The organism is Pseudomonas sp. AM14(2022) (assembly GCF_036346455.1).
Taxonomy (GTDB): Bacteria; Pseudomonadota; Gammaproteobacteria; order Pseudomonadales; family Pseudomonadaceae; genus Aquipseudomonas; species Aquipseudomonas putida_A.
In genome coordinates, this window is the sequence record NZ_JAOTNY010000002.1 from 145,150 (window position 1) to 167,153 (window position 22,004).

Sequence of the window (22,004 nt, forward strand, 5' to 3'; positions counted from 1 at the left end):
GCAGGCAGCCAAACATTCAAATCCCGGCCCGGCTGTTGCGATAAATCGACAGGCAGTAAAACGACAGCGCTGCCGCCGCCAGCATCCCCCCCACCACCCCGATGTAAGCAAAACCAAACTGGCTGCCGACCCAGCTCCCCACCAGTGCCCCGCCGCCGATACCGATGTTGTAGATCCCGGAAAACAACGCCATCGCCACGTCGGTGGCGTCCGGAGCCAGCACCAGGACTTTCGACTGTAACGCCAGCCCGAAGCCCATGATCGCCATACCCCAGAACACGCTCAGCACGCCGAGGTAGGAGACGTTGCCGCTCAACGGCAACAGCAACGTCAGGCACAAGGCGAGCACCGATACGCAGATGATCAGAAAGCGCTGCGGGTTATAGCTGTGCAGGTAGCTGAACAGCAGCGAGCCGAAAATGCCAGCGCCACCGAATAACAACAGCAGCAGCGTCACCACATCACCGCTCATGTTGGCCACGGTCAGTACGAACGGCTCGATGTAGCTGTAGGCGGTGAACTGTGCCGTCACCACCAGCGCCGTCAGGACATAGACGGCCACCAGCGCCGGTCGCTTGAGCAATATCGGCAGACTCTTGAGCGAGCCCGAGTTCTGGCTGGGCAACAGCGGCAGCACCTTCGCCAGACAGAACACCAGCGCTGCCGCAAAGCCTGCGATCACGAGAAAGGTCGTGCGCCAGCCCATGGCCTCGCCCAGCAAGCGGCCAAGGGGAATGCCCAGCACCATTGCCAGCGACGTACCGGTTGCGAGCAGACCGAGGGCTTGAACCTGTTTGCCCGGGGGTGCCAGGCGCACGGCCAAAGACGCGGTAATCGACCAGAACAATGCATGCGACAACGCCACACCGATCCGGCTCACCAGCAGCACCCCGAAGCTGGTCGCCAGACTCGACAGAATGTGACTGGCGATAAACATCCCGAACAGCACAATCAGCAATTTCCGCCGCTCGACGTTGCGCGTCAGCAGCATGATCGGCAGCGACGTCAAAGACACCACCCACGCATAAATGGTCAACATCAAACCAACCTGTGCGGTCGACATGTCGAAGCTGCTGCCGATCGAACTCAACAGGCCGACCGGGACAAATTCGGTGGTGTTGAACACAAAAGCCGCCAGTGCCAGGGCAATCACTGCGTACCAGTTGCCGTTGTTTGTCGCCGTAGAATCACTCATTAAAAGTCGTTTTACTCTTTGATGATCGTGCGTGTTTGTGCGCAAGCGATCTGTGCCCATTTGTCGGCTTCTTGTCCACCGATTGCCGAATGTGTCGACGTTCAGGGGGACGCTGGATCAGATGGACAAGCCACATGAACCGTTCTGTGCGGCCATTTATCGGCATGGTGAGTCCATTTTCCACTCCCGCTGATTCGGCGCTTGCGGATTCTTGCCCGCTCCGCAACAAACATTTGTCATCAAACCAATTGATAGCACCCTAACGAAAGGTGCATGCTAGAGGGCTCGAATCGGTCTTATATCATTCCGAATGATAGTTACCTTTGCTTCATTCGATTCGTGCCATCACAGCCTGCCGAGCATCATCCGCCCATCTTCAATACATTGGCGGATGATTCCATGGAACAGTCACTCAAACATTTGCGCTTTCCCTTGGCCATGTTGGCCGTGCTGGTGATGAGCGCTTGCGGCAAGACTCCGGAGACTGCCGCCACTATGCCCGCTGCTAAAGTCAGCGTGGCCAAGGTGCTGGAACAACCGGTCAACGAGTGGGACGAATTCACCGGGCGCCTCGAAGCGCCGGAAACCGTTGAAATCCGTCCGCGAGTCTCCGGCCAGATCGACGACGTCGCCTTCACCGAAGGCGCACTGGTCAAGAAAGGTGACCTGCTGTTCCAGATCGATCCGCGTCCTTTCCAGGCTGAGGTTCGCCGCCTCGAAGCCCTGGTAGCCCAGGCCCGTGCCAACGCCACCCGCAGTGAAAACGAAGCCGGTCGTGGCGAACGTCTGCGTGCGAGCAACGCGATTTCCGCTGAGCTGGCCGACTCGCGCACCAGCGCCGCCCAGGAAGCCCGCGCCGCCGTCGGCGCCCTGCAGGCGCAACTGGACCTGGCCAAGCTGAACCTGAGCTTCACCCGCGTCACCGCGCCCATCAGCGGTCGCGTCAGCCGTGCCGAGATCACCGCCGGTAACCTGGTGACTGCCGACACCACCCCGCTGACTAGCGTGGTCTCCACCGACAAGGTCTACGCCTACTTCGACGCCGACGAGCGTGTGTTCCTCAAATACACCCAACTCGCCCGTAACGGCCAACGTGGCGCCACCACCCCGGTGTACATGGGCCTGTCCAACGAGGACGGCAATCCGCACCTCGGTCAGATGAACTTCGTCGACAACCAGGTCAACCCGAAAACCGGCACCATCCGTGGTCGTGCGGTGTTCGACAACAGCGACGGCACCTACACCCCTGGCCTGTATGCACGTCTGAAACTGGTCGGCAGCGGCACCTACAACGCCATGCTGATCAACGACGAAGCGGTCGGTACCGATCTGGGCAAGAAGTTCGTTCTGGTGATGGATGCGGACAACAAGACCGCTTACCGCGCTGTCGAACTGGGGCCGAAAATCGAAGGCCTGCGCATTGTGCGCACAGGTCTGAACAAGGACGACACGATCATCGTCAAGGGTCTGCAACGGGTGCGTCCGGGTTCGCCGGTGACGCCTGAAGTGATCCCGATGGCCAGCGAGCAGACCATTGCCGCTCTGGCTCAACAACGTCAAGCGCTGGAAGCCAGCAACCTGCCCAAGGTCGCACCCGCCAAAGGTGCACAGGGTACGGCTGTGAAGCTGGCCGCTACGACCCCACGCGGTTAAGGGACGACAACTCCGATGAATTTTTCCCAATTCTTCATTTCACGGCCGATCTTCGCAGCGGTGCTCTCGCTGTTGATCCTGATCGCCGGTGCGATCTCGCTGTTCCAGCTGCCGATCAGCGAATACCCGGAAGTCGTGCCACCGACCGTGGTGGTGCGTGCCAACTTCCCGGGCGCCAACCCCAAAGTCATCGGTGAAACCGTGGCCGCTCCGCTGGAGCAAGCCATCACCGGCGTCGAGAACATGCTGTACATGTCCTCGCAGTCCACCGCCGACGGCAAGATCACCCTGACCATCACCTTCGCTCTGGGCACCGACCTGGACAACGCGCAGGTGCAGGTGCAGAACCGGGTGACCCGGACCGAGCCGAAACTTCCCGAAGAAGTGACGCGCATCGGTATCACCGTCGACAAGGCCTCGCCCGACCTGACCATGGTTGTGCACTTGACCTCGCCGGACAAACGTTACGACATGCTCTACCTGTCCAACTACGCGATCCTCAACATCAAGGATGAGCTGGCGCGTCTGGGCGGCGTCGGTGACGTGCAGCTGTTCGGTATGGGCGACTACTCGCTGCGGGTCTGGCTCGATCCGAACAAGACCGCCTCGCGCAATCTGACCGCCACTGACGTGGTGACGGCGATTCGTGAGCAGAACCGTCAAGTCGCTGCCGGTCAACTCGGTGCGCCCCCTGCCCCGAATGCCCAGAGCTTCCAGCTGTCGGTCAACACTCAGGGCCGTCTGGTCACTGAAGAAGAGTTCGAGAACATCATCATTCGCGCAGGCGATAACGGTGAAATCACTCGTCTGAAGGACATCGCGCGCGTCGAGCTGGGTTCCAGCCAGTACGCCCTGCGTTCGCTGCTGAACAACCAGCCCGCTGTAGCGATCCCGATCTTCCAGCGTCCAGGCTCCAACGCCATCGATATCTCGAACGAAGTTCGCGGCAAGATGGAAGAGCTGAAGAAAGGCTTCCCGCAAGGCATGGACTACAGCATCGTCTATGACCCGACGATCTTCGTACGCGGCTCGATCGAGGCGGTGGTTCACACCCTCTTCGAAGCATTGATCCTCGTGGTGCTGGTGGTGATCCTGTTCCTGCAGACCTGGCGCGCCTCGATCATTCCATTGGTGGCGGTGCCGGTATCGTTGATCGGTACGTTTGCAGTCATGCACCTGTTCGGCTTCTCGCTCAACGCCCTGTCGCTGTTCGGCCTGGTACTGGCGATCGGTATCGTGGTCGACGACGCCATCGTGGTGGTGGAGAACGTCGAGCGTAATATTGAACTGGGGCTCAACCCGTTCGATGCGACCAAAAAGGCCATGGGTGAAGTGACCGGCCCGATCATCGCGACGGCACTGGTGCTGTGTGCGGTGTTCGTTCCGGCGGCGTTCATCTCCGGCCTCACCGGGCAGTTCTACAAGCAGTTTGCGTTGACCATTGCGATCTCCACAGTGATCTCCGCGTTCAACTCGCTGACCCTGTCGCCAGCGCTGGCCGCTGTGTTGCTGAAAAGTCATGACGCGCCGAAAGACCGCTTCTCCAAAGTGCTCGACAAGATCTTTGGTGGCTGGTTGTTCCGTCCGTTCAACCGCTTCTTTGAAAAGGCCAGTCACGGTTACGTCGGTACAGTGCGCCGGGTCATCCGTGGCAGCGGCATCGCCCTGCTGTTGTATGCAGGCCTGATGGTGCTGACGTTCTTCGGTTTCTCCAGCACACCGACCGGTTTCGTACCTGGCCAGGACAAGCAATACCTGGTGGCCTTCGCGCAACTGCCGGACGCCGCGAGCCTGGATCGCACCGAAGACGTGATCAAGCGCATGTCCGACCTGGCACTGAAGCAACCGGGCGTGGAAAGCGCCGTAGCGTTCCCGGGCCTGTCGATCAACGGCTTCACCAACAGCCCGAACGCCGGCATCGTGTTCGTGACCCTGAAACCATTCGACGAACGTAAGGACCCGAGCATGTCCGCCGGTGCAATCGCCGGAGCCTTGAACGGTCAGTACGCGAACATTCAGGAAGCGTACATGGCGATCTTCCCGCCGCCGCCGGTACAAGGTCTGGGCACCATTGGCGGTTTCCGTCTGCAAATCGAAGACCGGGGCAACCTGGGCTACGACGAGCTGTACAAAGAGACGATGAACATCATCACCAAGAGCCACAGCGTGCCTGAGCTTGCGGGGCTGTTCACCAGCTACACCGTGAACGTACCCCAGGTCGATGCCGCCATCGACCGCGAAAAAGCCAAGACCCACGGCGTGGCCGTCAGCGACATCTTCGACACCCTGCAGATTTACCTGGGTTCACTGTATGCCAACGACTTCAACCGTTTCGGACGCACCTATCAGGTCAACGTTCAGGCTGAGCAACAGTTCCGCCTCGAATCCGACCAGATCGGTCAACTGAAAGTGCGCAACAACAAGGGCGAAATGATCCCGCTGGCGACCTTCATCAAGGTCAGCGACACCTCGGGTCCGGATCGCGTGATGCACTACAACGGCTTCATCACTGCGGAAATCAACGGTGCGGCAGCCCCCGGCTACAGCTCCGGCCAGGCCGAAAAAGCCATCGAGAAACTGCTCAAGGATGAATTGCCGAACGGCATGACCTACGAGTGGACCGACCTGACCTACCAGCAGATTCTGTCCGGTAACACCGCGCTGTTCGTGTTCCCGCTCTGCGTATTGCTGGCGTTCCTGGTGCTCGCGGCGCAGTACGAAAGCTGGAGCCTGCCACTGGCGGTGATCCTGATCGTACCGATGACCCTGCTGTCGGCCATCACCGGGGTGATTGTCTCCGGCGGCGACAACAACATCTTCACCCAGATCGGCCTGATCGTACTGGTGGGCCTGGCGTGCAAGAACGCGATTCTGATCGTCGAATTCGCCAAGGATAAACAGCTGGAAGGCCTCGACCCGCTGGCCGCAGTACTGGAAGCCTGCCGTCTGCGTCTGCGGCCGATCCTGATGACCTCCTTCGCGTTCATCATGGGTGTGGTGCCACTGGTGTTCTCCAGCGGTGCCGGTGCCGAGATGCGTCACGCGATGGGTGTGGCGGTGTTCTCCGGGATGCTCGGGGTAACCTTCTTCGGTCTGTTGCTGACGCCAGTGTTCTACGTGTTGATCCGTAATTTCGTCGAGCGTGGCGAAGCCCGCAAAGCGGCCAAGGCGCAAGCTCTTCAAAAGCCACTGGAGGCGCAATAATGAGTCTGAAAGTCTTCCTGCCGAGTCTGCTGGTGCTGGCATTGAGCGCCTGCGCCGTCGGCCCTGACTACAAGACCCCGGCGACGGAGGCGGCCAACATCACGACCGCCACCGACGGCGCTGCCGGTCAGAAGAACTTTGACCGTTCAAAATTCGAAGGCATCTGGTGGCAGCAATTCGACGACCCGACCCTCAACCAGTTGGTGACGCAATCGCTGCAAGGCAACCGTGAACTGCGCGTGGCGTTCGCCCGTTGGAAAGCCGCCCGGGCGATCCGCGACGACGTCAGCAACGATGCGATGCCGACCATCACCAGCCGTGCGAGCAGTGATCTGGCCAAGGGGCAAATCCCCGGCCAGACCACCAAACGGGTCAACAGCGAACGCTACGATCTGGGCCTGGACATGGCCTGGGAACTCGATCTGTTCGGCCGGATCCAGCGCAATCTGGAAGCCAGCGACGCAGACCAGCAGGCGGCCGAAGCCGATCTGTACCAACTGCAAGTCACCATGATTGCCGAACTGGTGGACGCCTACGGTCAACTGCGCGGTGCGCAATTGCGCGAGAAGATCGCCGTGGCCAACCTGGAAAACCAGCAGGAGTCGCGCAAGATCACCATCAGCCTGCGTGACGCCGGCGTGGGCGATCAACTCGACGTCGAACGTGCCGATGCGCGTCTGGCCTCGGTCGAAGCCAGCGTGCCGCAATTGCAGGCGGAACAGGTTCGGCAGAAAAACCGCATCGCGACCCTGCTGGGTGAACGTCCCGACAAACTGACCGTGGATCTGAGCCCGAAAGACTTGCCGGCGATTGCCAAGGCCCTGCCGATCGGCGATCCGGGTGAACTGCTGCAACGCCGGCCGGACATCCTCAGCGCCGAACGCAAACTGGCCTCGGCCACCGCGCGAATCGGTGTGGCGAAGGCTGATCTGTTTCCACGGGTCAGCCTCAGCGGGTTCCTCGGCTGGACGGCCGGGCGTGGTTCGCAGATCGGCTCCTCGGCGGCCAACGCCTGGGCACTCGGCCCGAGCATCACCTGGGCGGCGTTCGATCTGGGCAGCGTGCGCGCGCGTCTGCGCGGCGCCGATGCCGATGCCGAAGGCGCACTCGCCACCTACGAGCAACAGGTGTTGCTGGCGCTGGAAGAATCGGAAAACGCCTTCAGCGATTACGGCAAGCGTCAGCAACGGCTGATCTCGCTGATCCGTCAGAGTGAATCGAGCCGCAAGGCTGCCGATCTGGCGGAAATCCGCTACCGCGAAGGCACCACCGACTTCCTCGTGCTGCTCGATGCTCAGCGCGAACGCCTGAATGCCGAAGACAGCCAGGCACAGGCCGAAGTTGATCTGTATCGCGGCATCGTCGCGATCTACAAGGCCTTGGGTGGTGGCTGGCAGCCGGAAACCGTCGCCAGTAAGTAATAGTTGTTAAAGAGCTCCTTTGGTTGGCCGCAACCAACCAATTTTTTTGCCCCGCGTATCATTCGGTCGCGGGGCTTTTTTTGGCCTGATGGTTTTGCGCTTCCAGAACAGTGACAGTGGCTGTCGTACCGGCCCTTAATCGATTCTTGCCGGCATAGTCACCATCAATGCCGATGCGCACCGGCACCCGCTGCGCCAGCTTCACCCAGGTGTAACTCGGATTGATATTGGCCAGCAGTCGGCCACCCGTGGCGTTTTCCCGGTCGGCGATGGCAAAGGCGATGCTCTGGACCGTGCCACCAAAGGTTTCTCCGCTCATCAACTGCACGCGCACGCGGTCCCCCTCCTCGATTCGCGGCAATTTGGTCTCTTCAAAGTAACCGCTGACGTAGAACGAATCGCTGTCGACCAGTGCCAGCAGTGCACCACCCGCAACCGCGTAATCACCCTGTCGGGTCAGCAGATTAGTGACGTAACCGCTGACCGGCGATTCGACACGAGTACGCTGCAAGTCCAGTTCCGCCTGAGTCAGTGCAGCAATCGCCAATTGCACATTGGCCTCGGCCAGCCCGAGATTGGCCTGATTGCGCAACAGATCAGCCTGAGCCACCGCCACATCGGTATTGGACTTCTCCCATTCTTCCCCGGAAATTGCAAAACCCTGCTTGAGCGTACGCCGGCGCCGCTCTTCGCTCTGGCGTTGTTTGAGCAGCGCTTCACTGGCGACGATGGATGCCTGTGATTGCCCCAGCGTCGCCTTCGCCACCTCGACCGAACGCCGCGCATGCTCGACTGCCAGGCTATAGCGCGCCGGATCGATCTCCATGAGCAATTGCCCCTTGTCGACATGCTGGTTGTCCTGCACCACGAGGCTGACGATACGCCCGGAAACATCGGCTGATAGCGTCACCACATCCGCCCTCACCCGCGCATCCCGCGTCCAGGGCGCACGGGTGTAATGCTCCCAGGCAAACCAGCCAAGCACGATGGCCAGCAACACCACCGCTAATGTCGTTGTTCGAGCGAGTAACACTTTCAAGGCATCAGGCTCCCATCAGCAAAATCAGCGCGGCACAAACGCATGCATACAAGGCGCCCTCAAACAGCGCCTCGTGCCAGACCAGTCGCAACACACCCAGACGTCGCAAACACCAGTCCAGGAGCATAAATATCGGTATCGCCAGCAATAGGGCCTGGGCAATGGGTGGCAGATAAACGCCACCCATTTCGAAATCAATGGGCAAGGGCCGGTTCTCCTTCCGAGACGTTACGTTGCAGGTATTCGCCGTGGCGTTTCAGGAAAGACACGACGATCAACAGCGCCACGCGCATGCGAAACACCGACCACAAATGTTCGTGGCTGGCGACGTGCAACTCGTCCAGCTCATCACCCAATAGCTGGAGCGAGGTCAACAACGCTTGCAATTGCACGTCCTGGCGCCCGGCCACAAAACGGCCGGTCTTGCGCAGCGCCGAAGCCAATTGCTGGCTGAACGCGTCCGTCAGCAGTGCATTGTTCTGTGCCTGCTGCCGGAGTTGATGCATTGCTACGCCCAATGCGACGCACGCCAGACTGATTTCATAGAGCTGCTGCATGGCGCGCTCGCTCACGGCCGGCAGCAAGCCAAGCATGCTGGTCAGTCGGTCGACCATACGGCTTTCGAAAGCGAATTGCTGTTCATCGGTGGCCGGTTTTTTGGTCAGTTCATAAACCTGCTCACGCGCCTCGTTATAAAAGCGGCGGAGACGCAATGCCGGACGGAACGGGAAAATCCATGCGTAGACCATCAAAGCGAGCATCGCCGCGCTGACATAGGCGCCGGCGAATTCGAACCATTGAATTGCAGTGTTCTGCCCGGTGCCGACATTCTGTGGGCCGAGCAGGAGGAAACTCGACAACCCCAGGCCCATACCAATGCCCGCGGTCGTCGGGCTCGCCAAACCGACAGCGATCACGTACAGCAGCGGTGCCAGCATCAACGCCAATGGCTCGAAATCACTGATGGTCGGCACCAGCATGAATTGATAGAACGCCGAGACCACCAGTGCCAGTCCCAACCCACGCGCGTAATTCTGCGCGGCCATCAGCGGCCGCGGGAATGTCGCCATCAGCGAACAGAGAATCCCCACCAGAATCATCCCGCCCCGCGCCCCATCCCAGGCGGTTTCGATCCAGATCAACCCGGCTACCAGTAATGCGGTAAAGGCGCGGATGGCGTTCATTGAAGCCAGTGTGAAATCAAGATGCAGCGGGCTGGCCTGACCGCGATACAGACAACTGGCTTCGCGCCCTTCCTGAATGGCATCACTCAACTCCAGAATCTGCTCCAGTTGCTGCAACAGCCGCGCCTGCTCCCAGCGTAACGCCCACGCCAGCGAGCGCAGGATAGCGCTCATGTCTTCGGTCAGTTGTTCGGCCTCATACGCCAAGGCTTCAAACTGCTGCTGCAGCGTGATGAATTGATGCCGCCGCTCGGCGGGCAGCGCTCGGCCCAACTGCGCCAACTGGTCGAGAAGTGCGAGCTCTTCTGCACGCAAGCGCTGTACGTCCAGAGGAAGATCGCCCTCCCAACGTTCGGTGAGCAATTCGCGCTGATGACGTAATGCAGTCAAACGCGAGGTCAGCAACATCAGTTGATTACCCAACAGCAGCACCAGATTGTCGGCACCGCGCAACCGTGGGGCATCGAAATACAGATGGCGGCGCAACCCTTCGAGCGCGCTGATTTCACCGAGCAACTGCATCTGACGGCGCTGAAAGTCGGCTTCACTTTCTTCTGTTCGAATCACCGCAGCGGAGTGACTGGCAGCCAGTTTGATCACCTGATCGACCTTGGCGAAGTAACCTTTGGCAACTGCTTCCGGACGCGCAGTGAGCAGGCTGACCACGCAGACGCACGCTACGGCCAGCAAGGTTTCGGTAACGCGGGTGACAGCCAGCAGAAAGGTGTCATCCTGGTCGGGAATGGCCAGCAATGCCACCACCACGGCGGTATAACCACTGAGCACAAACGCCTGAGAACTGGTATAGCGCAGCAACGTGCCGCCCGCGGTGCAGAGCGCCAGCCACAGTGCCAGCGTTGTGATGAACGGAAGCGGCGCCTGCGGGAATATCGCCATGATCAACACCGCCACCGCAGCACCCAGCGTGGTGCCAATCACTTGACCGAAACTACGCGCCAGCGCCATGCCGGCCAACGGCTGGCTGACAATCACGACGGCCATGATCGACCACTTGGGTTGGTCGAGATCGAACAAAAACGCCAGATACAGCGTCAACAGCCCGGCGGCAATGGTGCGCAGGGCAAACAGCAGGACAGCCTGACCGGGATGGATCACGACCTGGAAATAATTGCGCAGGGCTTGCATGGGGGCTCTCATCGAAGCGACTCCTGCAAGCGTAGACTCTGCATCGAATGCCTGATGGGTAACTGAATCGACAGATGTTGTAGGGCGATTCGCATGCACGGGGTTTGACTCACGGCCCCTCGCTGGTCGAAGCTTGCCGTTCTGCTATAGAACGCCAGTTCACGGAAATCTGCATGCCTCAGTCGCGCCGCTACCTGCTTATCAGCCTTGGCCTTGTGCTGCTCGTCGTCATCGCCTGGTTATCCCTGCGCTCCACCGCCCCGGTGGTGCCGGAAGCGATCAAGCGCGGCTACAGCGAAGCTCTGACGGCCGCCCGTTCCGGTCAGCCGGGAGCCGCGCGGCAGTTGTATCAGCAATTGGGTCGCCCGGACCTGTCGGTCAAACGCAGTGTCTGGCTGCTGGCCGAGCTGCCCAACTATCCGAGCCCGCAAGCGCTGAAACTGGCCGACGCCCATCTGCAGAACGAAGCCCCCGAAGTACGGCTGGCAGCGATTCAAAGTGTGGTCGGACTGGTGCCCGGCGGGCAACGCAGTCTGCTGCTCGGGCCGATGCTCGACGATGAGGACCAAAACGTACGGTTCGCCGCGATCAACGCCCTGCTCGGTCTGACGCCGGATGAACTGGGGCTGTATTTCGCCCCGCTGCAGCAGGCGATCGATGGCTGGGAACAAGCGCTCAAGGGACAGCCGGAAAGCGCCGCCACCTATGCGCAACTGGCACGCCTGTATCTGCACAACGCCGAACTTAAACAGGCCCAACAAGCGCTGGACAACACCCTGCGGCTGGAACCGGGCAACCTGCCGGCACTGGTGATGCAGATCGATGTCCTCGACCGCCAGGGTCAGAGCGACGCCGCCCGCCAGTTGCTCGCCAAACAGTTGCAGGCGCAACCGGATTCCGCCTACCTGCAACACGCGCTCGGACTGTGGCTGTTGCACCACGGCCAGCGTGAATTCGCCCTGCTCGGCTTGTCCAAAGCGGTGGAGCTGGAGCCTGACAACAAGGATTACCGCTACGACCTCGCCACCACCCTGCACGCTGCCGAAGAGCTGGAAGCGGCGCAAAAGCAGTTGCAGGAAGTCGTCCAGCGTCACCCAGCCGACCGCAAGGCGCGAGTGCTGCTGATCAATTACTGGAAGGAAAGCGGCCAGTTGCAGAACGTGCAGATTCTGCTCGCGCAACTGGAGCAGATGAACCCTGATGACCCGGCGTTACAGCAGGGACTCTGAGCCTTTACCCGCTGATTCAATGACATTTTGATATCGAAACATCGGAACCGTCATGACTGGCAGCGGTCAAGTAATCAGGTAGAGCACAACGGCTGATACAGCCTGCTGCCTCGATTCCCCTAGTCATGAGAGGGCATTCTTTGTCTACGTCCAACGAGTTGATCAGTGCAAAAGCCGCCACCGGCATCATTGGCCTGGATGACATCCTCGCCGGTGGTCTGTCCCGAGGGCATGTGTTTTTGCTCGAAGGTGAACCCGGTACAGGCAAAACCACCGTCGCATTGCATTTCCTGATGGCGGGCGCCCGTGCCGGCGAACGCTGTCTGTACATCACGCTGTCGGAAACCGAGCGTGAATTGCGTCAAGGCGCGGCCTCCCACGGCTGGGAGCTGAACGAGAACATTGAAATCTTCGAGCTGACGCCACCCGAAAGCCTGCTCAACGCCGAGCATCAGCAAAGCCTGCTGTACTCCTCCGACCTTGAGCTGGGCGAAGCCACCAAGCAGATTTTCGAAGTGGTCGAGCGCTTCAAGCCCACCCGCGTGGTGCTCGACAGCCTGTCGGAGATCCGCCTGCTGGCGCAGAGTTCGCTGCGCTACCGCCGGCAGATTCTGGCGATCAAACATTACTTCGTGCGTTACGACGCCACCGTCCTGCTGCTTGACGACCTGACCACCGAGTCTCTCGACAAGACCGTGCACAGCGTCGCCCACGGGGTGATCCGCCTCGAAGAACTGACGCCCAATTACGGTGCCGAGCGCCGCCGCGTGCGCATCGTCAAATATCGCGGCCAGAAATACCGTGGCGGTTACCACGACTTCACCATCATGGGCGACGGCGTCCATGTGTTCCCACGACTGGTCGCCGCCGAACACCGCAGCGACTACCCGCGCCTGCAATTGAGCAGCGGCATCAAGGAAATGGACGCCCTGCTCGGCGGCGGCATCGAGACCGGTTCCAGCACGCTGATTCTCGGCCCGGCCGGTACCGGCAAATCGCTGATTTCGATGATCTTCGCCGCCGCTGCCGTAGCACGCGGCGAAAAAGCGGCGCTGTTCATCTTTGATGAAGAACTGGGCTTGCTGTTCGAACGCATGAAAAACATCGGCATCGACCTCAAGGCCTTGCAAGCCACCGGCAGCCTGCTGATCGATCAAGTGGATGCCGCCGAGCTGTCCCCCGGCGAGTTCTCGCATCGGGTGCGTCGCTGCGTAGACGAAGGCAATATCAAGACCGTGGTAATCGACAGCATCAACGGCTATCAGGCCGCGATGCCGGAAGAAAACGCGCTGGTGCTGCACATGCATGAGCTGCTGCTGTATCTGAACCGAAAAGGTGCGGCGACTTTCATGACGGTTGCCCAGCATGGCCTGGTCGGCGACATGCAGGCGCCGGTCGACATCACTTACCTGGCCGACACGGTGATCCTGCTGCGCTACTTCGAAGCCATCGGCAAGGTTCGCCGAGCCATTTCCATCATCAAGAAACGCACCGGCAGCCACGAATCTACCATCCGTGAATACCGCATTTCCGGCCAGGGCATGACCATCGGCGAACCGCTGGAAGCGTTCCAGGGCGTGCTGCGTGGCGTGCCGACTTACCTCGGCGCGAGCAATCCGCTGTTGCGGGAAGAAACCTTGTGACAGCCTCCGTATCACTGCCGGAACGGGCGCTGATTCTGGCGCCCATGGGTCGGGACAGCCAAGTGGCGCTGATGATCCTCAATGAGGCCGGTTATGGCGGCGTCATCACCCCGGATCTGGGTGCACTGTGCGCAGAACTGGAGCCTGGCGCCGGACTCTTGTTGATCGCCACCGAAGCCCTGCGCGGCCCCGAGCTGGAAACGCTCCTGCACTTTCTGGAACAGCAACCGGCCTGGTCGGATCTGCCGATCGTCTTGCTGACCCACCATGGCGGCCCGGAACCGGGCCCCTCCTCGCGCCTGAGCAAATTGCTGGGCAACGTCACGTTCCTTGAGCGCCCGTTTCATCCGGCGACCCTGGTCAGTCTGGTCTCCACCGCCCTGCGCGGGCGACGACGACAGTACGAAGCCCGCGACCGCCTGATCGATTTGAGTGAAAGCGAACGCCGACTGCAATCGACCCTGGAAACCCTTGAGCAACAGGTCGAGGAACGCACCGCGCAACTGCGCCACAACGAAGAAGCCCTGCGCCAGTCACAGAAAATGGAAGCGGTCGGTCAGTTGACCGGCGGCATCGCTCACGACTTCAACAACATGCTCACCGGGATTATCGGCAGCCTTGAACTGCTGCGCCGGCGGCTGGCTCGCGGACGCCTTGATGACCTCGACAGCCTGATCGATCTCGGTGTCACTTCAGCCAACCGCGCAGCCGGCCTGACCCACCGTTTGCTGGCGTTTTCCCGCCGGCAATCGCTGGACTCCAAAGCCGTGCAGATGAACACACTGGTGCTGTCGATGGGCGAGCTGCTGCAGCGCAGCCTCAACGAAAGTATCCAGCTGGAGATGCGCCTCAACGACCAGTTGTGGATCGCCGAAGCGGATCCCAATCAACTGGAAAGCGCCCTGCTCAACCTGGTACTCAACGCCCGCGATGCAATGCCCGAGGGCGGCAAACTGGTGGTCGAAACCAGCAATCAGGTGCTTAAGCCGGAATTCACCGAGGCCTACCCGAATCTCGAACCCGGCGACTACGTGATGCTCAGCGTCACCGATAACGGCAGTGGCATGGCGCAGAGCGTGGTCAGCCGCGCGTTCGATCCGTTCTTCACCACCAAGCCGATCGGCCAGGGCACCGGGCTGGGTCTGTCGATGATTTACGGCTTCAGCAAGCAGTCCCGTGGTCACGTCTCGATCGACAGCGAAATCGATCAGGGCACCACGGTCAAACTGTACCTGCCGCGCTTTCGCGGCGAAGAGCTGGAGCATCCGGTGTCCGATGTTCAGCAGGCCCCGGAAGCAATGGATGGCGAAACCGTGTTGATCGTCGAGGACGACCCTGCCGTACGCGTACTGGTCAGCGCGGTGCTCAGTGAGTTGGGTTATGCGTTTGTCGAAGCCGGCGATGCCGACGGTGCCGTGCCGATCCTCAACTCGACGCAGCGCATCGACCTGCTGATCAGTGACGTCGGCCTGCCAGGCATGAACGGCCGGCAACTGGCGGAAATCGGCCGGCAGTATCGGCCGGGGCTGAAGGTGTTATTCATCACTGGGTATGCCGAGCACGCGGCAGTGCGCGGTGGTTTCCTCGACCCGGGCATGCAGATGATCACCAAACCGTTCACTTTCGATCTGCTGACCGCCAAAGTCCGCGAGATGATCAAGAACTGATCCCCCAAAACGACTGTAGGAGCTGCCGCAGGCAGCTCCTACATGGGGAGCATCAGCCGCTACGGATCAGGCCAGCAATTCCTGAATCTTTTCCTGCAATACATCCAGATCGAAGGGTTTTTCCAGGATCGGCGCCTTACGCGTGATCGGGCTGCCGGTCTCGCGGATTTCCTGCGGATAACCGCTGATGAAGATCACCTTCAGATCCGGGCGCAGTTTTACTGCAGGCTCCGCGATCTGCACGCCGGAGATCCCGCCCGGCAGGCGGAAGTCAGTGATCAGCATGTCCAGATGCGGCTTGCTCGCGAGGATCTCGAACGCCTGCTCGCCGTTTTCGGCCTGCAACACGCGGTACCCCTGCCCCGACAGGTAATCTGTCAGCACCATCAAGATAACCGGTTCGTCCTCGACGACGAGTACTACATCTTGTGCATCTACGCTCATGGGAAGCCTTTGTTCGGTCAATAGCTGCTGATACGACCGTGCGGTCACTCAGAGGTTGCGTCGGATATGCCGTTTTCCTGGATTGGCAGACAAACGCGAAACAGGGCGCCTTCGTTGATTTGACTCTCGACGACGATGGAACCGCCATGGGCGGCGACGATCTGCTCGGAAATGAACAGACCCAGCCCGAGACCAGCCACTACCGTCTTGGCGGAAACCCGTTCGAACTGTTGGAAAATGCGCTTCTGGTTCTCTTCGCTGATGCCGATGCCACGGTCCTGAACCTCGACCCGCGCCTCGTCGCCTTCACGGTACACGCGCACCTGAATCGGGCTGCGGCCACCGTAGCGCAAGGCATTGGTCAGCAGGTTGGAGACCACCTGCTCGATGCGGAATTCGTCCCAGTAACCTTCCACCGGCTGCGGCGCGGTGAACGACACTTCGGTCTCGGCGGCCTCGATCTGCTGGGCGAAATTCTGCAGCAGGTTGCTCACCAGTTGCGTCAGGTCGAAACGATTCGGCCGGATCGACAGCTTGCCCGTGCGGATACGCGAAACGTCGAGCATGTCTTCGATCAGCCGGATCAGGCTTTTGATCTGGCGTTCGTCGCGATCAACCATCGCGTGCATCTTGTCGAGGGTGAACGCCGCGGCGTTGTCCCGCGCCAGGTGCATCTTGCGCAACTGGGTTTCGAGTATCAGGCCATTGAGCGGCGTGCGCACTTCGTGAGCGACGATTGACATGAAGTCATCGCGCATGCGCACCGCCTGCTCCAGCTCCAGTTGCGTGCTTTGCAGTTGTTGCAGCAGCGCTTCCTGCTCGCGACGCGCCTGCTCCAGGGCTTCGACCTGTTGTTTCATGGCCTTGCTCTGGCGGTACAGGTCGACGAATACGTTGACCTTGCTCTTCACCGCGTGGATATCCAGCGGCTTGTGCAGGAAGTCCACCGCCCCGCTCTCGTAGCCCTTGAACGCGTAGTTCAGTTCACGGCCGGCGGCGCTGACGAAAATGATCGGAATGTTCTTGGTTTTCTCGGTGCCGCGCATCAACTCGGCGAGCTCGAAGCCGTTCATCCCCGGCATCTGCACGTCGAGGATGGCCATGGCGAACTCGTGTTGCAGCAGCAGCGAAAGTGCCTCGTCCGCCGACAGCGCCTTGTACACCGTGCGGTCCTCGCGCTTGATCAGCGCTTCGAGGGCCAGCAGGTTCTCCGGCAGATCGTCGACGATCAGCAATTTGGCCTGGATATTACTCAGCATGCGATTCGTTCCAGCTCGACAAGCAGACGGCCGATGCCGTGAATGGGTAGGACATGGTCAGGCTGCTGAATTTTCAGCGCAGCCAGAGGCATGGTGGCGACCTGCGCGTCCTGCGGGTCTTGAACGATGGTCAGTCCGCCACGCTGCTTGACTTGTGCCAGGCCGCGAGCGCCATCGTGATTGGCGCCGGTCAGCAACACGGCAGCCAGGGTTTCGCCGTAAACATCAGCGGCGGATTCAAACAAGTAATCAATGGCCGGACGGGAATGGTGCACGCGGTCTTCAAGACTCAGCGACAGACTGCGATCCTGTTCCACCGACAGGTGATACCCGGGCGTGGCGAAATAAACCGTGCCGGGCATGATGTCCTGCTTGTCGGTCGCCTCTGCCACCGGCAGCATCAGGCGCCGGGAGAACACTTCGGCCAACTGACTGCGCCGCTCCTCCGGCAGGTGCAACACAACAATGATCGGCAACACGTAACCCTGGCGCAACGGCGCGAGCAGGGTCAGCAGGGCCTCGACCCCACCAGCCGAAGCGCCGACCACGATGGCCTCGACACGAGGCAAATCCAAGGCATCGTTCATAATTTGCGGTAGATCCGTTCTTGTTTGACCAGCGGCTCGAACTGATTCGAGTAGCCGGAAAAATCCAGCGTTTCCTTGCTGCCCAGCACCAGAAAGCCTCGGTGGCACAGCGATTCATGAAACAGACCGAAGGCACGGTCCTGAAGTTTCTTGTTGAAGTAAATCAGTACGTTGCGGCAGGAAATCAATTGAGTTTCGGAGAACACACTGTCGGTCGCCAGGCTGTGATCGGCAAAGGTCACGTTCTCGCACAGGCTCTTGTCGAAAATCGCGTAGCCGTAGGCGGCAGTGTAGTAATCGGCGAAGGAGCGCTGGCCGCCGGCCTGCTGATAATTGGCGGTGTAGGCGCGCACGTTCTCCATCGAGAAAATCCCCTGCTTGGCCTTGTCCAGCGAGCGCGGGTTGATATCGGTGGCGTAGATGATCGTACGGTCGAGCAGGCCTTCTTCGCGCAGCAGAATCGCCATCGAGTAAACCTCCTCGCCAGTGCTGCACCCGGCGATCCAGATCTTCAGCGACGGATAGGTGCGCAGCAGCGGCACCACTTCCTTGCGGATCGCCAGAAAGTGCGACGGATCGCGGAACATCTCGCTGACCGGAATCGTCAGCAACTGCAGCAACTGCATGAACGCCGTGGGATCGTGCAGGACTTTCTCCTGCAACGCCGAGATCGTCGCGCATTCGAACTGACTCAAGGCGTGCTGCACCCGGCGCTTGATCGAAGCGCCCGAGTAATCGCGAAAATCGTAGCTGTACTTGAGGTAGATCGCCTCGATCAGCAAGCGTAATTCAATTTCGCTGTTGCGCTCCGCGGAGTGACTGCTATCCACTAAATGCGTTCCATCTTCGGTAACCACACGCGAATCAACGAGAACAGGCGATCCAGATCGATCGGCTTGGCCAGATAATCGTTGGCGCCCGCCTGCAGGCAGCGCTCCTGATCGTCTTTCATGGCCTTGGCCGTCACTGCGATGATCGGCAGTTTGCGCCAGCGCGGATCCTTGCGGATTTCAATGGTGGCTTCAAAACCATCCATCTCCGGCATCATCACGTCCATCAGCACCAGGTCGATGTCCTCGATTTCATTCAACTTATCAATCGCTTCGCGACCATTACGGCCGATCACCACGACTGCGCCCTTTTGCTCCAGCGCACTGGTCAGGGCGAAGATGTTGCGCACATCGTCGTCCACCAGCAGCACCTTGCGGCCTTCGAAGACCTTGTCGCGGCTGCGGGCGGTCTTGAGCATCTTCTGCCGTTCATGGGACAACTGCGATTCGACTTTGTGCAGAAAGAGTGTCACCTCATCCAGCAGGCGCTCCGGCGAGCGCGCGCCTTTGATGATGATCGAGCGTGAATACTTGCGCAGCTCGGCCTCTTCATCGCGGGTCAGGTTGCGTCCGGTGTAGACGATCACCGGCGGGAACGAGCAGATGTCCTCGGTCGACATGCGCTTGAGCAGATCGTTGCCGAGCATGTCCGGCAATTTCAGGTCGATCACCATGCAGTCGTAGATCGTCGTGCGCAGCTTCTCCAGCGCGTCTTGCGCCAGACCGACCGCGGTGATCTCGATGTCCTCATCACCGATCAGGCGGGCAATGCTTTCGCGTTGCAGATCGTCATCTTCGACCAGCAGCACGCGCTTGACCTTCTGAGTCAGCTTGGCTTCGAGACGGGCAAACACGTCCTTGAGCTCTTCGCGGGTGGTCGGTTTGACTGCGTAACCGATCGCCCCCATGTGCATCGCCGCTTCGACACGGTCTTCGACCGAGATCACGTGCACCGGAATGTGGCGGGTTTCGGCGTGTTCCTTCAGGCGTTGCAGCACGGTCAGACCGGAATGGTCCGGCAGACGCATGTCGAGCAGGATCGCGTCCGGCACGAACTCGCGGGCCAGGTCATAGCCTTCGTCGGCACCGTGGGCCACCAGGCACTGGTAACCCAGTTCGTGGGCCAGGTCGTAAAGGATGTGGGCGAAATTCGGCTCGTCTTCCACCACCAGAATGCAGCGCGTGGCGAACGGCGCCTTGCCACGGTCGTCGGCAAAACGCGGGATGTGCACCGGCGCCAGCGGCGACACCGCGATCGATGGCGGCGGCACCACCGGGGCCGGGGCCGATACCGGCGGTGTGAAGGTCAGCGGGATCGCAGGGCTGTCACCCGGCTCGCTGTATTGCTGCGGCAGCACCAGGGTGAACACGCTGCCCTGCCCCGGTGCGCTGCTGACGCTGATCGAGCCGCCGAGCAAGGCTGCCAGATCACGCGAGATCGACAGGCCCAGACCGGTGCCACCGTATTTGCGGTTGGTGGTGCCGTCTGCCTGGCGGAACGCTTCGAAGATGCTTTCCTGCTGATCTGCGGCGATACCGATCCCCGAATCGCGCACGATGAACGCAATGCGCTCGTTCGGCTGGCCGGCGATGGTCAGGCTGACCGCGCCGTGTTCGGTGAACTTCACGGCGTTGGACAGCAGGTTCTTGATCACCTGCTCCAGACGCTGGCGATCGGTGTACAGCATGATCGGCGCATCCGGCTGTAACTCGACGCTGAACGTCAGTTGCTTGTCCGCCGCCAGCGGTTCGAACACGCTGCGCAGGCCGTCGGCCAGACGCGCGACGCTGGTGTTTTCCGGGATCACTTCCAGCTTGCCGGCCTCGACCTTGGAAATGTCGAGAATGTCGTTGATCAGGTTCAGCAGATCGTTGCCCGCCGAATAGATCGACTCGGCGAACTTGACCTGCTCGGCTGTCAGATTGTCCTGCGGGTTCTCGGCCAGCAACTTGGCGAGGATCAGCGAACTGTTCAGCGGCGTACGCAGTTCGTGGGACATGTTGGCGAGGAATTCGGACTTGTACTTGCTCGAACGCTGCAGCTCTTCGGCGCGCTCCTCGAGCTGCACCTGTGCCTGATTGAGCTCGGTGTTCTTCTGATCCATGGCGTCGCGCTGCTCGGCCAGAGTCTGCGCCTGTTCGGCCAGCTGCTCGTTGGTCTGCTCCAGCTCGACTTGCTGGGTTTCCAGATGCGCCTGGGATTCCTTGAGAATCCGCGACTGTTCTTCCAACTCCTCGTTGGCGGTTTTCAGCTCTTCCTGCTGCACCTGCAACTCTTCGTTGAGCTGCTGGGTTTCGGCCAGCACTTCCTGCAGACGCTGGCGATAACGTGCCGCTTCGATCGAGGTGCCGATGTTGCCGGCAATCAGTTCCAGCAAATCGATATCGCGGTCGGTGAGCGGGCGCAGGAAGCCCAGTTCGATCACCCCGTTGACCCGGTCATCATCACTGGTCGGCACCACCAGCACACTGTGTGGCAGACCTGCGCCCAGGCCGGAGCTGACTTTGAAGTAGTCGGCCGGAACCGAATCCAGGCGAATCAGTTGTCCCTGCTGGGCAACCTGGCCGACGATGCCTTCGCCGCTGTAGATCTGCTGATCTTTTTCTTCCTGTTCGCGGGAGAACCCATAGGACGCCACGCGTTTGAGGCCGCCGTGTTCTTCGCGTACGTACAGCGCCGCCACCGCCGTGCCGAGGTATTGCGCGCAGAACTGCAGAATATTGCGCCCCAGCAGGTTGAGCGTCAGCTGCCCCAGCACCTGTTCCGCCAGTTCGGTCTGGCCGCTACGCATCCACGCCTGGCGCTCCAGACGCTCGGCGCTGGCTTGCTGCGCGGCGAGGTTGGCGCTGTAGCTGTCCGAAAGGCTGACCAGATCGCGCCGGCCGACATAGGCCAGCAAACCGCTGATCCCGGCTATAAACAGCAGATAAAGAGTGATGCTCCAGATCGTGGTACGGCGCACCTCTTCATTGCGCGTGGTGCGCAACTGCTGCTCCATGTCGATCACGTCTTCGAACTGCTTGCGGATCTCATCGGTCAGGCGCTTGCCGCGCCCGGCCTTGACCGCGCCCCGGTAGTCACCGCTGGAGCGCTGCAGATCGATCATCGATTGCGCGTAGTTGCTCCACTCAGTCTGCAAGGCCTGCAGACGCCGCAACCGGTCGGTCTGGATCGGATTGTCGGCAGTGAGTTCGAGCAAGGTATTGAGCGCCACGTTGATCCGCGGCTTGGCGGTCTCGTACGGGTCGAGGAAGTGCTCGTCGCCGCTGAGCAGGAAGCCGCGCATGCCGGTTTCCAGATCAACGGTGAGTTTCACCGCTTCGTTGGCGTTATTGATCACCCGATCGGTGTGTTCCACCCACTGGATCACCGAGAGCAAATAGGTGATCAGCGAAATGAAAAACACTGCACTGATCGCGCCGACGCCCAGGGGCAGACTGATGTTGCGCGTCAGGAGTTTACGGAACCGTGTTTCGTCAACTGTAGACCGAGTGGACATGGG

15 protein-coding genes are annotated in these 22,004 nt (G+C 60.4%); 6 read left to right on the forward strand and 9 right to left on the reverse strand.

The window, feature by feature from the left end:
* Positions 1 to 16: 16 nt before the first annotated feature.
* Positions 17 to 1,195, reverse strand: a complete 1,179-nt coding sequence (locus tag V3W27_RS04305; RefSeq protein ID WP_330206007.1) for a sugar transporter — start codon at positions 1,193 to 1,195, stop codon at positions 17 to 19.
* Positions 1,196 to 1,594: 399 nt separating this feature from the next.
* Between V3W27_RS04305 and mexE the strand changes: the two genes are divergently transcribed.
* Genes mexE through V3W27_RS04320 form a run of 3 tightly spaced genes read left to right on the forward strand, consistent with a single transcriptional unit; the run spans position 1,595 to position 7,473 of the window.
* A complete protein-coding gene (gene mexE / locus V3W27_RS04310; protein ID WP_330206008.1) occupies positions 1,595 to 2,848 on the forward strand; it encodes a multidrug efflux RND transporter periplasmic adaptor subunit MexE in 1,254 nt (417 codons plus the stop codon).
* A 15-nt stretch (positions 2,849 to 2,863) separates the two neighbouring features.
* Positions 2,864 to 6,052, forward strand: a complete 3,189-nt coding sequence (locus tag V3W27_RS04315) for an efflux RND transporter permease subunit (RefSeq protein ID WP_096796769.1) — start codon at positions 2,864 to 2,866, stop codon at positions 6,050 to 6,052.
* A complete protein-coding gene (locus tag V3W27_RS04320; protein ID WP_027612754.1) occupies positions 6,052 to 7,473 on the forward strand; it encodes an efflux transporter outer membrane subunit in 1,422 nt (473 codons plus the stop codon). The genes V3W27_RS04315 and V3W27_RS04320 overlap by 1 nt, the downstream gene beginning before the upstream one ends.
* Before the next feature lie 58 nt (positions 7,474 to 7,531).
* Here the strand turns inward: V3W27_RS04320 and V3W27_RS04325 are convergent, their stop codons facing one another.
* From V3W27_RS04325 to V3W27_RS04335, 3 genes are read right to left on the reverse strand one after another with little or no spacing between them, the layout of a single operon-like run.
* Positions 7,532 to 8,512, reverse strand: coding sequence for an HlyD family efflux transporter periplasmic adaptor subunit (locus tag V3W27_RS04325; RefSeq protein ID WP_027612753.1), 981 nt, complete (start codon positions 8,510 to 8,512; stop codon positions 7,532 to 7,534).
* 4 nt (positions 8,513 to 8,516) lie between these two features.
* Positions 8,517 to 8,717, reverse strand: a complete 201-nt coding sequence (locus V3W27_RS04330; protein ID WP_096796771.1) for a DUF1656 domain-containing protein — start codon at positions 8,715 to 8,717, stop codon at positions 8,517 to 8,519.
* The gene (locus tag V3W27_RS04335) at positions 8,707 to 10,854 is read right to left on the reverse strand and encodes an FUSC family protein (RefSeq protein ID WP_330206009.1); all 2,148 of its coding nucleotides are present in this window, start codon (positions 10,852 to 10,854) and stop codon (positions 8,707 to 8,709) included. The genes V3W27_RS04330 and V3W27_RS04335 overlap by 11 nt, the downstream gene beginning before the upstream one ends.
* A 161-nt stretch (positions 10,855 to 11,015) precedes the next feature.
* Between V3W27_RS04335 and V3W27_RS04340 the strand changes: the two genes are divergently transcribed.
* From V3W27_RS04340 to V3W27_RS04350, 3 genes are all read left to right on the forward strand, one after another.
* Positions 11,016 to 12,071, forward strand: coding sequence for a tetratricopeptide repeat protein (locus tag V3W27_RS04340; RefSeq protein WP_027612750.1), 1,056 nt, complete (start codon positions 11,016 to 11,018; stop codon positions 12,069 to 12,071).
* A gap of 140 nt (positions 12,072 to 12,211) precedes the next feature.
* A complete protein-coding gene (locus tag V3W27_RS04345) occupies positions 12,212 to 13,714 on the forward strand; it encodes an ATPase domain-containing protein (protein WP_247267422.1) in 1,503 nt (500 codons plus the stop codon).
* Entirely contained in the window at positions 13,711 to 15,381 is a 1,671-nt protein-coding gene (locus tag V3W27_RS04350; RefSeq protein ID WP_330206010.1) for an ATP-binding protein, read from the forward strand. Before V3W27_RS04345 ends, V3W27_RS04350 begins: the two co-directional genes overlap by 4 nt.
* Positions 15,382 to 15,447: 66 nt before the next feature.
* On the opposite strand, the gene V3W27_RS04355 is transcribed toward V3W27_RS04350, so the two are convergent.
* From V3W27_RS04355 to V3W27_RS04375, 5 genes are read right to left on the reverse strand one after another with little or no spacing between them, the layout of a single operon-like run.
* Positions 15,448 to 15,825 carry a response regulator gene (locus V3W27_RS04355; RefSeq protein WP_003225116.1) on the reverse strand — a complete coding sequence of 126 codons (378 nt, stop codon included), beginning with the start codon at positions 15,823 to 15,825 and terminating at the stop codon, positions 15,448 to 15,450.
* Positions 15,826 to 15,869: 44 nt separating this feature from the next.
* Complete coding sequence (locus tag V3W27_RS04360; protein WP_027612747.1) at positions 15,870 to 17,084, reverse strand: hybrid sensor histidine kinase/response regulator; 1,215 nt, start codon at positions 17,082 to 17,084, stop codon at positions 15,870 to 15,872.
* Complete coding sequence (locus V3W27_RS04365) at positions 17,078 to 17,671, reverse strand: chemotaxis protein CheB (RefSeq protein WP_330206011.1); 594 nt, start codon at positions 17,669 to 17,671, stop codon at positions 17,078 to 17,080. Before V3W27_RS04365 ends, V3W27_RS04360 begins: the two co-directional genes overlap by 7 nt.
* Positions 17,668 to 18,501: a CheR family methyltransferase gene (locus V3W27_RS04370; protein WP_027612745.1), complete on the reverse strand. Its 834-nt coding sequence runs from the start codon at positions 18,499 to 18,501 to the stop codon at positions 17,668 to 17,670. Before V3W27_RS04370 ends, V3W27_RS04365 begins: the two co-directional genes overlap by 4 nt.
* On the reverse strand, positions 18,501 to 22,001 hold the full coding sequence (locus tag V3W27_RS04375; RefSeq protein WP_330206012.1) for a response regulator: 3,501 nt from the start codon (positions 21,999 to 22,001) through the stop codon (positions 18,501 to 18,503). Before V3W27_RS04375 ends, V3W27_RS04370 begins: the two co-directional genes overlap by 1 nt.
* Positions 22,002 to 22,004 lie beyond the last annotated feature (3 nt).

Coding starts and splice junctions, on each gene's coding strand:
- V3W27_RS04335 (WP_330206009.1), bottom strand. CDS start 10,854: ATGAGAGCCCCCATGCAAGCCCTGCGCAATTATTTCCAGGTCGTGATC.
- mexE (WP_330206008.1), top strand. CDS start 1,595: ATGGAACAGTCACTCAAACATTTGCGCTTTCCCTTGGCCATGTTGGCC.
- V3W27_RS04320 (WP_027612754.1), top strand. CDS start 6,052: ATGAGTCTGAAAGTCTTCCTGCCGAGTCTGCTGGTGCTGGCATTGAGC.
- V3W27_RS04355 (WP_003225116.1), bottom strand. CDS start 15,825: ATGAGCGTAGATGCACAAGATGTAGTACTCGTCGTCGAGGACGAACCG.
- V3W27_RS04375 (WP_330206012.1), bottom strand. CDS start 22,001: ATGTCCACTCGGTCTACAGTTGACGAAACACGGTTCCGTAAACTCCTG.
- V3W27_RS04360 (WP_027612747.1), bottom strand. CDS start 17,084: ATGCTGAGTAATATCCAGGCCAAATTGCTGATCGTCGACGATCTGCCG.
- V3W27_RS04315 (WP_096796769.1), top strand. CDS start 2,864: ATGAATTTTTCCCAATTCTTCATTTCACGGCCGATCTTCGCAGCGGTG.
- V3W27_RS04365 (WP_330206011.1), bottom strand. CDS start 17,671: ATGAACGATGCCTTGGATTTGCCTCGTGTCGAGGCCATCGTGGTCGGC.
- V3W27_RS04305 (WP_330206007.1), bottom strand. CDS start 1,195: ATGAGTGATTCTACGGCGACAAACAACGGCAACTGGTACGCAGTGATT.
- V3W27_RS04340 (WP_027612750.1), top strand. CDS start 11,016: ATGCCTCAGTCGCGCCGCTACCTGCTTATCAGCCTTGGCCTTGTGCTG.